Origin of the sequence: Shinella sp. (genome assembly GCF_035998705.1) — a bacterium.
Lineage (GTDB): Bacteria > Pseudomonadota > Alphaproteobacteria > Rhizobiales > Rhizobiaceae > Shinella.
In genome coordinates, this window is record NZ_DASYHH010000027.1 from 716961 (window position 1) to 731674 (window position 14714).

Sequence of the window (14714 nt, forward strand, 5' to 3'; positions counted from 1 at the left end):
GGCAACGATTCGAGCCAAAGGTCTACCCGCGCATGAAATCCCAGCGCAGCTTTGTCGTGGAGAGAAAATCCAGCCGTCGGCGGCCGAAGGCCGAGGCGTCGTCCATTTGGGGCGACACGGACTTCAAGGCGCTTGCCCGCGCGGCCGAGGCCGAAGCGCCCAATATTTTCAAGGCGCAGCCCGAGCAGCCGGCAGCCGTGGTTGAAGCGATCGTCGAAGCCCCTGCACCTGCCGCCGACGATGCGCCGGCGCCTGAGGTGGTTGCGACGGAGACGCCCGCCGAGGCAGTTCCATCGATCCCGGCGGTAAAAGTGCCGCGCGCCGCACGCAAGCGCGTCGCAGCGAAGCGACCGGTGCAGTCAAGCCGGAAGACAGCAGCGCGGGCCCCGCAGGTGGCTGTGGAAAACGCTGTCATGACCTATGATGCGTTGCTGGAACTCGAAGACGCAAATCGGAAGCTCATCGCCCAATTGCGCGCGCGGTTCGAAGCGGAGCATGCACAGCTTGTGCAGATGCTCGAGCGGCTGGACGTCCGTAACAGCGCCAGCTGATCCGCTCTCGCGACTTGACCCGACACCACCGTCGCACGCCGCCGGCACTGTCGGTGGTTGCCCATGGCCCACCAGTTGGCGTATCGAAAGAAGCAAGCTGGGAGAGTGCGCCGCGTGGGTGAAGACTGGGGACATTTCGATGAGGAACTGGAGCGGGCGCGTGTCGCGTGGCTCTATTTCATCGGCGGGCAGACCCAGCAGGAAATCGCCCAGCGCATGAACATCACGCGGCTGAAGGTCAACAAGATCATCGGCCAGGTGCGGGAATCCGGCAGCGTGCAGGTCAATGTCAGCCTGCCTCTGACCGACTGTATCGAACTCGCTGAAAAGGTCTCCGCCCGCTACGGCCTGGTCGATGCGCTGGTGGTGCCGGATCTCGACGATTATCTCGAACAGAAGCGCGTCATCGGCGAGGCGGCCGGTTCGCTGGCGAGCGAACTGATCGAGGGGCGCGACATGGGGGTCGGCATCGGCTCCGGGCGGACGCTGAGCTTTGCCGTGCGCAGCCTGCGCGCCCGGCCGAAATCCGAAAGCTGGGTCGTGGGGCTCACCGGCGGCGTCACCAGCGGCTCGGCCACCAACACGTTCGAGGTCGCGACGGCCTTTGCCCGCGCGCTCGGCGTCGAATGTCACTACCTGACGGCGCCGATCTACTGCGCCAATCCCGAAAGCCGCAATGCGCTGCTGCTCAACGACGAGCTGACCGACGTGCTGGCGCGCACCGAGATCGCCGATATCGGCATCGTCTCCTGCGGGGCCTTGGCGCAGGACACGTCGCTGACCCAGATCCGCGTCGTGAAGGACAATCTCGATACGGTGCTGAAGCGCGGCGCCGTCGGCGAATTCATGGGCTGGTTCCTCGATGCGCGCGGCCAGGCGATCGATCATTTCCTCAACGACTCGATCATCGCGCTGCCGCCGGACAAGCTGAAGCTCAAGCCGATTTCCGTGCTGGTGTCCGGGGGTATCCGCAAGATCCCGATCATCCGGGCGATCCTGCGCGCCGGTTATGTCAACCGGCTCGTCACCAACGAGGGTGTCGCGCGGGCCTTGCTGCAAGGCCCGCGCTGAAAGCTATTCCAGCAAAAGTGCGCAGCGGTTTTGCGCCCGGAAAAGCGTCAGCTTTTCGAGTCTCAAATCAGGCGAGCGCCTTGCGAAGCGCCTCCGCCATGGCGCGCAGCGTCACATAGGTCGAGGCGGCACCGGGGTCGATATGGCCGACGGAGCGTTCGCCGAGTTTCGCCGAGCGGCCGCGCCGGGATTCGAGCGCTGCCGTCGCCTTCATGCCGGCCTCGCCGCCGTCGCGCGCGGCAACCAGCACGTCCAGCGTAGAACCGCCATCCTTGGCAACACGAAAGCCAGCCTCGACCGCCGGCACCCAGGCGTCGATCATCGTCTTGTCGCCCTGTTCGGCGCGGCCGCGGTCGCGAATGCCCTGGCAAGCAGCACTCAGCCATTCGGCCATGCCCGCGCCGTCGAGGTTGAGGCGGTAGCTGACGGCCGTGCCGGCGCGCAGGAACGCGGTGGCGTATAGCGGGCCGGAGGAGGCGCCGACGGCATCGAGGAAGGCCTTAGCCATACGCTTGCAGATGCCTTCGATCGTCTCGTCGTCCTGGGTGTCTTCCAGCGCGCGCTGCACGGCCTTCCAGCCGATTTCCATCGTCACGCCGTGATCGCCGTCGCCGATCACGCCGTCGAGTTCGGAAAGCCAGTTCTTCTCCGCGATGATCTCGTCGCCCACGGCATGCATCATCGTCTTGAAGATCGCCGGCGTGACGTCGCCCTCGGTCAGCAGTTCACGGGGCTTTTCCTGCACCGCGGCGCCACTTTCGGCAAGCTTGACCGCCTTGCGGCTGCGGATCGCGATATCATCGGTCTTCTCGAAGGCGCCGACGACAAGAGCCGGCGTGCGGCAGGGATGGTCGAGCAGGCCCTGCAAGGTATCGTCCAGCTTCATCAGCGTCACCGAGGCGCCGGCCATCTCCAGCGAGGTGGCATATTCACCGACCCACGAGGCGTGGATCTCGATGCCAAGAGCATCGAGCCGCTGCTTGACGCGGCGGAAGATGAGGTAGAGCTCGATCTGCGACGTGGCACCGAGGCCGTTGACGAGAACGGCGACGCGCTCGCCCGCCTTGAGGTCCAGCTCCTTCAGAACCGCCTCCACCAGCTCGTCGCTCACCTCGTCCACCGGCGCGAGCTTCTGGCGACGGATGCCGGGCTCGCCGTGCAGGCCCATGCCGATTTCCATCTCGTCGTCGCCGATGGTGAAGTTCGGCTTGCCGGTCTGCGGCAGCGAGCAGGGGCTGAGCGCCACACCCATCGAGCGGGTCGCGTCATTGGCGGCCTGCGCCAGCGCCTCGACGCGCGCCAGCGGCTCGCCGAGATCGGCGGCGGCACCGGCGATCTTGAAGACGAAGAAGTCGCCGGCAATGCCACGGCGCTCGGATTTGCGCTCGATGGGGGCGGAAGCGACGTCGTCGGCGACCGCGACATGGCGCACGGCGATGCCGGCCTGTTCCAGCTCCTCGGCCGCCATGGTGAAGTTCAGCACGTCGCCCGTATAATTGCCGTAGAGCATGACGACGCCGACGCCGCCATCGACGGCGCGCGCCGCCTCGACGATGTGCGACGGCGAGGGAGACGCGAAGATATTGCCGACGGCGGCGGCATCGGCAAGGCCGCGCCCGACATAGCCGGCGAAGGCCGGCTCATGGCCCGAGCCACCGCCCACGACGATGCCCACCTTGCCATCGCGCGGGCCATCGACGGCGACGACCGCCCGTCCCGTCGCACCCTCGACGCGCAACATGTCCGGATGCGCGCCGACCATGCCTTCGATCATCTCGGCGATGATGTTTTCCGGCGCGTTGATCAGCTTCTTCGTTTTGACTTCCTGGTTCATTCTGCTTTCTTTCGTCAGATCGATGCGGCCGTCGGCTTCAAGCGTCACGGCGGAGATAGCGGCGGGAAATGGCGTCGAAGGAAATGGCGAGCACGACGATCGCACCCGAGACGATGCCCTGCCAATAGGGCGACACGCCGAAGAGCACGATGATGTTCTCGATGATGGCGATGATGCCGGCACCGAAGATCGCCCCGATCGGGCTGCCGATGCCGCCGGTGGTGGCGACGCCGCCGATGACGGAGGCCGCGATCGGCGCCAGGACCCAGGTCTCGCCGATCGACGGCTGGGCGGTGCCGAGGCGCGCGACCATAAGCACGCCGGCAAGGGCGGCAATGGCGCCGGCGGCGGTGAAGACGAGAAGGCGCACCTTGTCGACCTTGATGCCGAGCATGCGGGCGCCCGCCTGGTTGTTGCCGATCGCATACATGTAGCGGCCGAAGGGCGTCTTCAGCATGACGAAGGTCGCGACAGCCAAAGCCACGAGCATGATGATGAAGGGCACGGGAATGCCTAGAAGGTCGCCGCGGCCGAGATAGTGCACGTCCTTCGGAATGCCGGTGATCGCGACGCCGCGCGTCAAAACCAGGTTGGCGCCGCCGAAGATGCCGGCCGTGCCGATGGTGAGCACCAGCGAATGCAACCGCAGCACCGTCACCAGCAGGCCGTTGATGAGGCCGAGGCAGGCGCCGAGCAGGATCGCCATGAGCATGGCCGAATAGGGCTCGAAGCCGAGCCGCACCATGAGGATGCCGGAGATGACGCCGCAGAGCCCGCCGATCACGCCGAGCGACAGGTCGAGTTCGCCCAGCACCATCAGCATGGATTGCGCAATGGTGATCAGGCCGACGAAGGCGAGCCCGCGCGCGATGACCGACAGGTTGTAGGGCGTGAGGAAATAGGGCGAGATCAGCGCGGAGAGCGTGAAGATCACGGCGAGCGCGACGAAGACGCCGGCAAGCGGGCTGCGCGACAGGATCGCCCAGGGCCTGGTTTGCGTGGAACTAGTTTGCATGGGCTTTCGCCTCCGTGCCGAAGATGGCGCCTACGAGGGTTTCGTTGCTGGTGTTGGTGGTGTCGAACTCGCCGGTGATGCGGCCGTGATGCATGGTCACGATGCGGCTTGCGCATTTCTTGAGTTCGTCGAGTTCGGATGAGACGAGGATGACGCCGACGCCCTCCTCCGCCAGACCCTTCATGATCCTGTAGATCTCGGTCTTGGTGCGGATGTCGATGCCCTTGGTGGGCTCGTCGAAGATCAGCACGCGCGGCCGCGTCGCCATCGCGCGGCCGATGATGGCCTTCTGCTGGTTGCCGCCGGAAAGCTGCGAGATGCGCTTGCCCATGCCGGATGTGCGGATGCCGTAGTCGTCGATGATCTTCTGCACCGCCTCGCGCTCGCGTCCGCCGCTGATGCCGAAGGCACCTTTCGTCAGCGAGAGGATGGAGATGCCGATGTTTTCGCGCAGCGACAGAAGCGGAAAGATGCCGTGGTGCTTTCGCTCTTCCGAGAGGTAGAGCATGCCGCCGTCGACCGAGGCGGAGGTGTCGTTGAGCGTCCACGGCTTGCCGTCGACCGTCACGCTGCCGGCCTTGGCCTTCAGGAAGCCGAAGATCGTCTGCATGACTTCCGAGCGGCCGGCGCCGACAAGCCCGGCAAAGCCGAGGATCTCGCCGCGCCGCAATTCGAAATCAACATCGTGGAAGCGTGCGCCGGAAAGACCGCGCACCTGCATGATCGTGTCGGTGACCGGCCCCTTCGGGCGGAAATGTTCGTCGAAGGAGAGGTCCCGGCCGGACATGGCGCGGATCAGGTCCGCCTCGGCAATGTCGGCGATCCGGCCGTTTTCGATCTTCTCGCCGTTGCGCAGCACCGTGTAGTCGTCGCCGATGGCGAAGACCTCGTCCATCTTGTGGCTGATGAAGACGATGGCGTGGTCGCGGTCGAGCAGGCCGCGGATGACCTTGAAGACGCGGTCCACCTCGACGCGCGTCAGCGACGACGTCGGTTCGTCGAGGATGAGCACCTTCATGTCGGCATTGGTGCAGGCGCGGGCGATCTGCAAGAGCTGCTGGTCGGAGACGGAAATGTTGGCGACCAGGTCGCGCGGATCGGCCTCGATGCCGAAACGTTCGAGATAGGTCCTGGCTTCCTCGACGAGCGCATTGCGATTGACGAGAAGACCGCCATGCCCCGTCCTGTCGAAGGGCATGAAGAGGTTTTCCGCAACGCTCATCTGCGGGAAGAGATTGAGCTCCTGCGGCACATAGGCGACGTTCTTGTAGAGGCTCGCATCCTCTACCGGATCGCGGCCGTCGATCAGCACCTGGCCGCGGGACGGCCGGTCGGTGCCGGTGAGAATCTTCACGAGGGTGGATTTGCCCGCACCGTTCTCGCCGGCGAGAATGTGCGTGCGGCCGAGTTCGATCGTCAGATCGACCCCGTCGAGGGCGGTCACGCCGGGAAAGTCCCGGCCAAGGCCGCGGGTTTCGAGATAAGCCATGGGGCACCTGCGTACAGGAATGAGATGGAAAAGGCGCGGGGGAGCACCCCGCGCCTCGCGTCAGTCCGGTCCTGCCGGATCAGCCGCCCACATTTTCCTTGGTGAGGAAGGCGTTGCCGGTGTCGAGGTAACCCGGCACCTTGGCGCCCGTCGCCTGCGCCCAGAGCAGCATGACCGACCAGTAGCCCTGGAGCTCCGGCTGCGAGGCGGACGAGCTGTCGGCCACGCCGTCGCGGATCATGTCGAGCATTTCCGGCAGGTTGTCGAGGCCGACGAGGGTGACCTGACCCTGCTTGCCGGCTTCGACGATCGCCTGGCCGATGCCGATCGGGCCGGCGGCGTCGGATGCGACCCAGCCCTTGAGGTTCGGGTTCGCCTGCATGATGGCGGCCGCCTGCTGCTGCGCCGTCTCGATGCTGTCATTGTCGATGCCTTCGGCAACGACCTTGATGCCCGGATGTTCGGCGAAGACCTGGCGGTGGCATTCGGCGCGGATCGAGTGGTTCGGCGCGGTCGGCACGCCCTGCATGATGGCGACTTCGCCTTCGCCGCCGAGAACCTCGACGAGGCGGCGGGCCGCGATCTTGGCCTGCTCGCAGAAATCGGAGCCGATATAGGGGATGGCCATGCCTTCCGGCGGGATGGAATCGAAGATCACCAGCGGGATCTTCTGGTTCTGCGCTTCTTCGAGCGAGGCGCGGTTGCCAGACGGATCGAGCAGGTCGAGCGCCAGGCCATCGGGCTGGGTCGCAAGTGCGCTGTCGATGATCTGGTTCTGCTGCACGACGTCGGCGGACTGCGGCGCCGAGTAGATGACCTCGACATTGGAGCCGGTCTGCGCCTTGATCGCGGCCGCGGCCGCCTGTGCGCCCTCGTTCACCTTGTCGAACCACGGATGCACGACCTTCGGCACGACGACGAAGCGGTAGCTGTCCTTCTTCGTCGTTCCGGCGGCGTCCTGGGCCGAAACGGAAAGCGGCAGGGCAAATGCGGCGGCACACGCCAGCAGCACGGCAAGTTTCTTCATGATGACCTCCCTTGGAGCAGGCGAAAATCCCTCCCGCCTGAATGATGGAACAGGGGCTTTGCATGGGGGCTCTCTCCCAAAACCCAAAGCCCACGGTCAGTTTGATACAGATGTATTTTTATTTTTACAACAGTAAAATGAGGGGTACGGCAAAGCCCGGGCGCGCTGCTCGTCAAATCGGGGGATGCAAATACCGGCGACGCATCGTTGAATGCGGATACCGCACTGCACATATCTGAGCGGGCGCAGCCATCGAAAGACAACGACCGCATGACACCGAAGACCGCATTGCTCTTGGTCAATCCGAATTCGCGCCGTGGCAGAGAAAGCCTCCCTCAAGTCCGTGACCTGCTGACCCGTGCGCAGATCGACTATGTCGAACTGCCCCCGGCGGCGGATGTCTCGGCGGCGGATGCCATTCGCGAGCACGCCTCGCGCGTCGATATGGCGATCGTCGGGGGCGGTGATGGCAGCCTCAACGGCGCGGCACCGGGATTGCTCGATACCGGGCTGCCGCTCGGCGTGCTGCCGCTCGGCACGGCCAATGATTTTGCGAAGACGGTGGGCATACCGCTCGACCTGCCGTCTGCCGTCGGCGTGATCGCGAAGGGAAACACCACGAAGGTGGATCTCGGCCAGGCCAACCAGCACCCGTTCTTCAACGTCGCCAGCATCGGCTTCAGCGCCGATCTCGCCATGTCGCTGACCGAGAAGGCGAAGAAGCGCTGGGGCAAACTCGGCTACGGCCTGGTGGCCGCGCGCCTGCTGGCGAGCTCCCGACTGTTCACCGCGACGCTCGAACATGACGGCCAGTTCGAGGAGCTAAAAACCCTGCAGGTCTCCGTCGGCAACGGGCGCTTCTACGGCGGCGGCATGACCGTGCACGCCGATGCGACGGCCACCGACGGCATGCTCGATTTCTATAGCCTGGAGGTCGACCACTGGTGGCGCCTGCTGCGGCTGCTGCCGAGCCTCAGGAAAGGCACCCAGGGCGAATGGGACGATGTGCGCGCCTTCTCGACGAAGGCGCTCACCATCCGCACCAGCAAGCCGCGGGCCGTGAACCTGGACGGGGAGTTGAAAACCACGACCCCCGTCACCTTCGCGATCCTCGAAAAAGCCGTCTCCGTCTTCGTACCTTGATCCGCCTCGGATCGAACGTGTTCGGCCTCAAGATGAGGCCGGTTCGATCCAGCAGCCGACGCCCGCGGGGATGGCCTGCGGATGATTGAAGGGGCGTATCGAGCGGCATCACCGACAGGATGGCCCTTACCGCCCGGGCGGCCATGTCCATGGAGTGCAGCGCGTTCAACTGCGCGAGCGCCCACTGGCCTTCCTCGCCGGTGATCGGCCCGTTGCTGAATTTCGCCTGCGCCTGACGGACGATCTCGACCGAGATCAGCGCATTGACGAGCCCGGAATTGTAATAGACGCCGCCAAAGGCCTTGGGGTCGCGCAGATCCGACTTGCCGGTGTCGATGATGTGCTGCTTCAAGCGTTTGTGGATCTCGAAGTCGGCGCCGGCGGGATATGGCGTGAGAGCCAGATAGCCCTTGGCGGCGGCGCCGGCCGGACTGACGTCCTCCTCGGAGGAAGCCCGGACATCGCCGATGATACGATCCGCCGGGAAGCCGAAGCGCTGCGCCGTCTTGATCGCGACCGGCGTCGAAACGCCTCAGGTTCTGAGGAAGACCCAATCCGGCCTCTGTTCGCGCACCGGGCGCCACTGCGAGGACTGCTCGCTGCCGGGATCGGCAACCGGGATATGGATTGTTCTCGAAGCCGTATTTCTCGGCAAGCAGCGCCAGCGGATCGAGCGTTTCGCGGCCATAGGCGCTGTCGTGATAGACGGTCTCGATCTTCTCGCCCTTGAGCTTGTCGAAACCGCGTTCCTTTTCCGCGATATAATTCACCACGGCAGAGGCTTCGCTGTAGAAGGTCACCATGACGGGGAAGATATAGGGGAAAACGCGACCGTCGGTCGCTTCCGTGCGCCCATAGGCACCGACCATCATGAATGCGCCCGCACCAAGCGAAAGCTGTCCCGCATAGCCGGTCAGGAGATTGAGGCCGAGGCCTGCAAGCGACAGGATCAGGAACGGCACGCCGTTCAAAATGTTCAGGAGCGAGCTTTTTCCGGCGCCATTCGGGCCGATCAATGCGCAGATTTCTTCACGCTCGACCTGAAACGTAAGGTCGGAAATCGCCTTCACGCCCTTGAAGGACAGCGAGACATTTCGGACTTCCAAGGCTGCCACTGGGGATGCGTTCATCGGCTCATGCTCCGTCATTTCTCGTGCGGCAGACACGACCCGGCCTTCGCCAAATGGAAGGATCCGGCGCCCGGTCTTTATAGGAGAACAGTTTTCCGTGAGGGCGCCGTTCGTTTGGCCGTGCAATTCACGACCTTACCATTGCCGGTCCGCTCTCGCGGATCATCCAGGCCACCATCGACGCCGGCATCGCGCGCGGTGCGATAGAGGACGCGATCACCTTCATCAAGACGCAGAGCCGACCGTGGATCGACAACGGCCAGGACACGGCGAAGACCCCTTCACGATCGCCGCCATCGGCGACCTGAAGATCCAACTGCATGCGGCCGGAACGCGCGCCACGCTCGCAAAGGTCGTCGCCAAGGCGTGAAACCACGAAACCCGGCCAGTTGCAGAACGCTCTTCCCCGCCCGGCGCATTTAATAGTACATATTTTCTATCTATTTACTTTAATGTTGCGATGCTGCTGTGACGACCCGTGAAACAGCACTTTTGAGTACGGAACCAGAATGAGTGACTACCGCAATGCCCTTTCGAGCACCGCCCGCTTCTACGCGCTCCGCCTGAAACCAGGCCAGGACGTGGTCGAAGAGCTGCGCAAGTTCGTCGACGCGAACAATCTCAAGGCGGTATCGATCGTCTCGGTCGTCGGCAGCCTGACCAAGGCCCTGCTGCGCCATGCCAATACGGGCGTGTGGAGCGAAATCAGCGGCCATTTCGAAATCGTCTCCCTCGTCGGCACGATCGACGAAAAGGGCGAGCACCTGCACATCTCGCTCTCCGACCGGACCGGCAAGACGACCGGCGCGCATTTCGGGCTGGGCTCGTCCGTCTACACCACCGCCGAAATCACGCTTGCGGAATTCCCCGATCTCTCCTTCCGGCGGGAACTCTGCGCCCAGTCGGGCTGGGAAGAGCTGGTCGTCGAAGGCCGGGCAGCGGGCTGAGCGCATAAATTCAACTGCGCATCCGGAAGGGGACGACCGCTGCGGCTGCGCCATCATCGGGGGATAAACGATGACCACTGAAGCAAAAAGCAGATTTCTCGATACGAAGGTCCTGGCGCTGATCGCCGTGGCGATCGTCATCAACATCGTCGGCGGGCAGGTGAACGACCTGCTGCGCCTGCCGATCTTCCTGGATTCGATCGGCACGATCCTCGTGGCGGTTCTCGCCGGACCTGTCGCCGGAGGGGTGGCCGGCGTCCTCACCAACCTGGTGATCGGCCTTCTCTTCGCCCCGGTCGCGGCGGCCTTTGCGCCGGTGGCGCTCGTCATCGGCGTCGTTGCGGGCCTCCTTGCACGCGCCGGCTGGTTCAAGGCCGTCTGGCAGGCAGCCCTCTCCGGCGTGGTCATCGCGGCGGCACTGACCGTCGTCGCCGTGCCGATCCGCATCTACCTGTTCGGTGGCGTGACCGGATCGGGCGCCGATTTCTTCGTCGCCTATCTCTCCAATGTCGGCCAGACGCTGTTCAGTTCGGTGGCGCTTACGGTGTTCGGATCGAACGTCGCGGACAAGGTGCTGTCGGCACTGCTGGTCTGGGGCCTGGTGCGCCAGCTTCCCGAACGCCTGACGGCCGGCTACGACTACCTGCACTACAGCCGCGCCGCCTGATGCGGGCCTTTTCACTGCATAGCCCGGGGAAGAGCCATCTTCACCGGGCCAATCCCATGACGAAGCTGCTGCTCGTCGCTTTCTGCGTCGTCACATCCTTCATCATATCGTGGCCGTCGCTGTGGCTCCTGACCCTCGCCATCCTGGCCGCCGGCGCCATTTCGGGCATCGGCCGCACGATCATCATGCGATACCTCGTCCTGTCCCTGCCGTTCACCTTTGCCGTCTTCGCCTTCCACGGGCTGGTCATGCCGCGCCCGGATTTTCGCCTCGTCTTCGGCTGGCTGCCCTATAGTGCCGCCGGGCTCGAATACGCAGCGCTCGTCGGCGGGCGGATTTCGGTGATGCTTGCGGCCTCGCTTCTCTTCGTGGCGACCACCCATCCGGCCGCGCTGTTGCGGACCTTCGACGCCGCGCGCTGGCCGCCCGCCCTCTCCTTCCTTCTTGCAAGCCCCCTTCTCCTCCTCGACCAGTTTTCGGCGCGGGCAAGCGCGATCCGGGATGCGCAGCAGACGCGCGGGCTCGCGATCGGCGGTTCGCTCGCCGCGCGCATCCAGGCGCTCCGCATCCTCTTCGTTCCCCTGCTCACACTGGCGCTCAGCGACGCGCAGGAACGGGCGCATGTCCTCACGGCGCGGGGATTCCGGGCGCTGCCTTACCGCACCGTCATCGATCCCCCCGCCGACGGCGCGCGCGAAAGAGCATTCCGCATAGCACTTGCAGGCGTGATGATGCTCGAAATCGCCTATGTGATCCTGCGATGATCGACGTCCGCAGCCTGCATTTTTCCCACGGCGCGCGATCCGTACTCAACGACCTTTCGCTCAGCATCGGCACCGGCGAGCGCACCGCCATTCTCGGCGCGAACGGATCCGGCAAGTCCACGCTGGGCCAGTTGCTCGCCGGTTGGCTGACCCCGAAGGACGGATCGGTGCTCTGGCATGGCCGGACCTGGCATGAACATTCGATCCTCGAACGCGCGAGCGCCGTCCAGCTTGTCGGCCAGATACCGAGCCAGCATCTTTCCGGCCGGGCCTTCACCGTCAGCGAGGAAATCACCTTCGGACCGGAAAATCTTGGCCTGCCGCCGGCGGAGATCATCGTGCGGCGGGACCGCGCGCTCGCCGCCTGCCGGCTCGAAACGCTGGCGGACCGCGATCCCTTCACGCTTTCGGGCGGTGAACAGCAGCGGCTCGTCATCGCCGCATGCCTCGCCCTGAACCCGGCGCTGCTGGTCCTCGACGAGCCCTTCACGAATCTCGACCCGGAGGCACGCACGCATCTGGTCGAGGTCCTGGCCGATCTGGAGGAGACGGTGACGCTCGTCCTGCTCGACACGAATCCGGACAACGCCCTGGCAATTGCGGAGAGGGTCCTTCTGCTGCGTGACGGGCGGATCGTGCTCGATGGCAACACACGCACCACCCTGCTCGCGCCGGCCTGCGTAGACGTGCTGGGTCTCCCGGCAATCGCCCATGCCTTCCAGCAAAGGACGGCGGGCAGATACGATCCGGCGGACCTGCCGCTGACGCTGGCGGAAGCAGCGGCTCTGTTGGAAGTGGGCGACCCATGCTGACGCTGAACGGCCTCTCCTTTGCCTATTCCGCGCAGGGCCCGCTCTTTACCGGGTTGAATGCCCGCGTCGAGGCCGGCCAGGTGCTCGCGATCATCGGGCGGAACGGTGCGGGAAAGAGCACGCTGCTTCGTCTCCTGAACGGGCTACTTCGTCCGGATACGGGCGAGGTGACGGTGCACGGCCGATCGACGGCCGGTCTCAAGGTGCACGAGATCGCCCGCGACGTCGGCACGTTGTTCCAGACGCCGGAGCAGCAGCTTTTCGCAGCCCGCGTTTATGAGGAAGTGGCTTTCGAGCCCAAACAGCGGCGGCTTGCGGACGCGGAGGTAAAAGGCCGCGTCGATGACGCCCTGCAACGGACGTTCCTCAGCGATCAGGCACAACGGCATCCCCTCGACCTGTCGATGGCCGAGCGGCGCTTCACAGCGCTTGCATCCATATTGGCCATGCACCCGGCCGTCCTGCTGCTCGACGAGCCGCAACGCGGCCTCGATCGTCTCTGGACCGAGCGCCTCGAAGCGATCATCGCCAGCGAAAGGGCGGCCGGCAAGGCGATCGTGCTGATCTGCCACGACATGGACTTCGTCGACCGCAACGCGCAGATCGTGCTTGCACTGGGCACCGGCGACACGCCTGTCGTGCGCCACGTTGACGATGTCTTTCGCGACCCGCATCTCCTTCGCCAGGCGTCAGTCGATACGCCAAGCCGGATCCGGCTGGCGTCCCTGGATACCCGGAGGGCGGCGATGCCGTGATCCGTTTCTTCGTGTCGCGCGGCAACCATCTCCGGGATTATCTTTTCCTATGCATTATATAAATTAAATAGACATTTCTGTCCCGGCTTCCGAATGCGCGTATTTTCGAGAGCGAAATTTCTCTCTTCGAAGCTGGTGACATGTCTCCGCGCAAAATCATTCTCGGCACCATCCTTTACCCCAGCGGCCATCACGTCGCCGCCTGGCGGCATCCCTCGACGCAGGTCGATGCCAATATAGACGTCAACCATTATGTCCGCGCAGCCCGCGATGCCGAAGCGGCAGGCTTCGAGATCGCCTTCATCTCGGACCGTCTCGGCGTGCCGAGAAGTCGCGAGGAGGCGCTGCGCCGGATCGACGAATGGTCGCACGGCTTCGAGGCGCTGACACTCGCCGCCGCTGTCGCGATGGCGACCCGGACGATCGGCGTGGTCGCAACGGCATCCACGACCTTCAACGAGCCCTACAATCTCGCCCGCCAGTTCGCGTCGCTCGACCTCATCAGCAACGGTCGCATCGGCTGGAACATCGTCACCTCGTCGCTCGAACAGGAGAGCGACAACTTCAATCCGGGCCCGGATTTCGATCACGCGGCCCGCTACGCCCGCGCCGACGAGTTCGTCGACGCCGTCAAATCGCTCTGGCAGAGCTGGAACCCGGACGGTTTCGTCCGCGACAAGGAGAGCGGCGTCTTCTTCGGTCCGGATGCCGTGAAAAGCGTCGACCACGATGGGCCGTATTTCCGCAGCAAAGGCCCCCTCAACGTCATCCCCTCGCGGCAGGGCCGGCCGCTGCTGGTACAGGCAGGCTCGTCGGATGCCGGCAAGGCTCTAGCCGCCAAGACCGCCGACGTCGTGTTCACCGCGCAGACCGATATCGTCTCCGCCCGGGGCTTCTATCAGGACATCAAGAGGCGGAGCAGCGCCGCCGGCAAGAACGCCGACGACGTCCTCATCCTGCCCGGCATCTTCCCCGTCATCGGCGAGACCAGATCCCAGGCCGAAGACAAATATGCCGAGCTGCAGAACCTCATCCAGCCGGACGTGGCACTGTCGCTGCTCGAAACCTATCTGGGCGATGTCGATCTTTCCGGCGTGGACATCGACGGTCCGCTCCCCGACCTGCCGGTGTCGAACTCCATTCGCAGCCGCCAGGCACTTTTGACGGAGTTCGCCCGCAAGGAAGGCCTGTCCGTCGGCGCGCTGGCCCGCCACATCGCGGGCGCGCGTGGACACTGGCAGGTCATCGGCACGCCGGATGAGGTGGCGGACCAGATCGAAGACTGGACCGCCAGCGGCGCTGCCGATGGTTTCATGCTGCTTCCACCGACATTTCCCGAGGGCCAGGACGATTTCATCCGGACCGTCGTGCCTCTCCTCAAGAAGCGCGATCTCCTCAATCCCGGCCCGCAGACCGGCTCGCTGCGCGAGCGGCTGGGCCTGCCCAGCCTAGCCCGCAACCGGACCGACGCAGTCCGCAACCGCGCCTGACACCAGACGAACACCCAAC

At 64.7% G+C, this 14714-nt stretch carries 13 protein-coding genes and 3 pseudogenes; 10 read left to right on the top strand and 6 right to left on the bottom strand.

Translation table 11 applies throughout. From position 1 onward, the window contains the following. The first annotated feature begins 32 nt into the window (after positions 1–32). Together VGN93_RS26525 and VGN93_RS26530 are read left to right on the top strand one after the other, a co-directional pair. Positions 33–551: a hypothetical protein gene (locus VGN93_RS26525; protein ID WP_327509953.1), complete on the top strand. Its 519-nt coding sequence runs from the start codon at positions 33–35 to the stop codon at positions 549–551. A 114-nt stretch (positions 552–665) separates the two neighbouring features. Then, positions 666–1622 (top strand): sugar-binding transcriptional regulator, encoded by a 957-nt coding sequence (locus VGN93_RS26530; protein WP_256119198.1) that lies wholly within the window; start codon positions 666–668, stop codon positions 1620–1622. A gap of 67 nt (positions 1623–1689) precedes the next feature. Here the strand turns inward: VGN93_RS26530 and dhaL are convergent, their stop codons facing one another. The 4 genes from dhaL to VGN93_RS26550 form a co-directional block, all read right to left on the bottom strand. After that, the gene (gene dhaL, locus VGN93_RS26535) at positions 1690–3456 is read right to left on the bottom strand and encodes a dihydroxyacetone kinase subunit DhaL (RefSeq protein ID WP_327509954.1); all 1767 of its coding nucleotides are present in this window, start codon (positions 3454–3456) and stop codon (positions 1690–1692) included. A 37-nt stretch (positions 3457–3493) separates the two neighbouring features. After that, positions 3494–4471 (bottom strand): ABC transporter permease, encoded by a 978-nt coding sequence (locus VGN93_RS26540; protein ID WP_327509955.1) that lies wholly within the window; start codon positions 4469–4471, stop codon positions 3494–3496. Further along, positions 4461–5960, bottom strand: coding sequence for a sugar ABC transporter ATP-binding protein (locus tag VGN93_RS26545; RefSeq protein WP_327509956.1), 1500 nt, complete (start codon positions 5958–5960; stop codon positions 4461–4463). The genes VGN93_RS26540 and VGN93_RS26545 overlap by 11 nt, the downstream gene beginning before the upstream one ends. Before the next feature lie 79 nt (positions 5961–6039). Beyond that, the gene (locus VGN93_RS26550; RefSeq protein WP_327509957.1) at positions 6040–6987 is read right to left on the bottom strand and encodes a substrate-binding domain-containing protein; all 948 of its coding nucleotides are present in this window, start codon (positions 6985–6987) and stop codon (positions 6040–6042) included. A 270-nt stretch (positions 6988–7257) separates the two neighbouring features. Here VGN93_RS26550 and VGN93_RS26555 point away from each other — a divergent pair, with 270 nt between their 5' ends. Next, positions 7258–8130 (top strand): lipid kinase, encoded by an 873-nt coding sequence (locus VGN93_RS26555; protein WP_327509958.1) that lies wholly within the window; start codon positions 7258–7260, stop codon positions 8128–8130. 73 nt (positions 8131–8203) lie between these two features. Here the strand turns inward: VGN93_RS26555 and VGN93_RS26560 are convergent. Further along, a pseudogene (locus VGN93_RS26560) lies at positions 8204–8482 on the bottom strand (ABC transporter permease); the annotation flags it as partial. A 607-nt stretch (positions 8483–9089) separates the two neighbouring features. Further along, a pseudogene (locus tag VGN93_RS26565) lies at positions 9090–9260 on the bottom strand (ATP-binding cassette domain-containing protein); the annotation flags it as partial. Between the two features lie 137 nt (positions 9261–9397). On the opposite strand from VGN93_RS26565, the pseudogene VGN93_RS31355 reads away from it, so the two are divergent. The 7 genes and pseudogenes from VGN93_RS31355 to VGN93_RS26600 all read left to right on the top strand — a co-directional run. Next, positions 9398–9588: pseudogene (locus tag VGN93_RS31355) on the top strand (SfnB family sulfur acquisition oxidoreductase); the annotation flags it as partial. A 181-nt stretch (positions 9589–9769) separates the two neighbouring features. Further along, on the top strand, positions 9770–10207 hold the full coding sequence (locus tag VGN93_RS26575) for a PPC domain-containing DNA-binding protein (RefSeq protein ID WP_327509961.1): 438 nt from the start codon (positions 9770–9772) through the stop codon (positions 10205–10207). A 70-nt stretch (positions 10208–10277) separates the two neighbouring features. Next, positions 10278–10874 (top strand): hypothetical protein, encoded by a 597-nt coding sequence (locus VGN93_RS26580; RefSeq protein WP_327509962.1) that lies wholly within the window; start codon positions 10278–10280, stop codon positions 10872–10874. Further along, positions 10874–11638: an energy-coupling factor transporter transmembrane component T gene (locus tag VGN93_RS26585; RefSeq protein ID WP_327509963.1), complete on the top strand. Its 765-nt coding sequence runs from the start codon at positions 10874–10876 to the stop codon at positions 11636–11638. The genes VGN93_RS26580 and VGN93_RS26585 overlap by 1 nt, the downstream gene beginning before the upstream one ends. Further along, a complete protein-coding gene (locus VGN93_RS26590) occupies positions 11635–12450 on the top strand; it encodes an ABC transporter ATP-binding protein (protein ID WP_327509964.1) in 816 nt (271 codons plus the stop codon). Before VGN93_RS26585 ends, VGN93_RS26590 begins: the two co-directional genes overlap by 4 nt. After that, positions 12444–13205: an ABC transporter ATP-binding protein gene (locus VGN93_RS26595; protein WP_327509965.1), complete on the top strand. Its 762-nt coding sequence runs from the start codon at positions 12444–12446 to the stop codon at positions 13203–13205. Before VGN93_RS26590 ends, VGN93_RS26595 begins: the two co-directional genes overlap by 7 nt. A gap of 140 nt (positions 13206–13345) precedes the next feature. Further along, entirely contained in the window at positions 13346–14695 is a 1350-nt protein-coding gene (locus tag VGN93_RS26600; protein ID WP_327509966.1) for an LLM class flavin-dependent oxidoreductase, read from the top strand. Positions 14696–14714 lie beyond the last annotated feature (19 nt).

Excerpts from the sequence above, each read along its gene's own strand:
- VGN93_RS26525 (WP_327509953.1), top strand. The coding sequence starts at position 33 with ATGAAATCCCAGCGCAGCTTTGTCGTGGAGAGAAAATCCAGCCGTCGG.
- dhaL (WP_327509954.1), bottom strand. The coding sequence starts at position 3,456 with ATGAACCAGGAAGTCAAAACGAAGAAGCTGATCAACGCGCCGGAAAAC.
- VGN93_RS26540 (WP_327509955.1), bottom strand. The coding sequence starts at position 4,471 with ATGCAAACTAGTTCCACGCAAACCAGGCCCTGGGCGATCCTGTCGCGC.
- VGN93_RS26545 (WP_327509956.1), bottom strand. The coding sequence starts at position 5,960 with ATGGCTTATCTCGAAACCCGCGGCCTTGGCCGGGACTTTCCCGGCGTG.
- VGN93_RS26550 (WP_327509957.1), bottom strand. The coding sequence starts at position 6,987 with ATGAAGAAACTTGCCGTGCTGCTGGCGTGTGCCGCCGCATTTGCCCTG.
- VGN93_RS26555 (WP_327509958.1), top strand. The coding sequence starts at position 7,258 with ATGACACCGAAGACCGCATTGCTCTTGGTCAATCCGAATTCGCGCCGT.
- VGN93_RS26575 (WP_327509961.1), top strand. The coding sequence starts at position 9,770 with ATGAGTGACTACCGCAATGCCCTTTCGAGCACCGCCCGCTTCTACGCG.
- VGN93_RS26580 (WP_327509962.1), top strand. The coding sequence starts at position 10,278 with ATGACCACTGAAGCAAAAAGCAGATTTCTCGATACGAAGGTCCTGGCG.
- VGN93_RS26585 (WP_327509963.1), top strand. The coding sequence starts at position 10,874 with ATGCGGGCCTTTTCACTGCATAGCCCGGGGAAGAGCCATCTTCACCGG.
- VGN93_RS26590 (WP_327509964.1), top strand. The coding sequence starts at position 11,635 with ATGATCGACGTCCGCAGCCTGCATTTTTCCCACGGCGCGCGATCCGTA.
- VGN93_RS26595 (WP_327509965.1), top strand. The coding sequence starts at position 12,444 with ATGCTGACGCTGAACGGCCTCTCCTTTGCCTATTCCGCGCAGGGCCCG.
- VGN93_RS26600 (WP_327509966.1), top strand. The coding sequence starts at position 13,346 with ATGTCTCCGCGCAAAATCATTCTCGGCACCATCCTTTACCCCAGCGGC.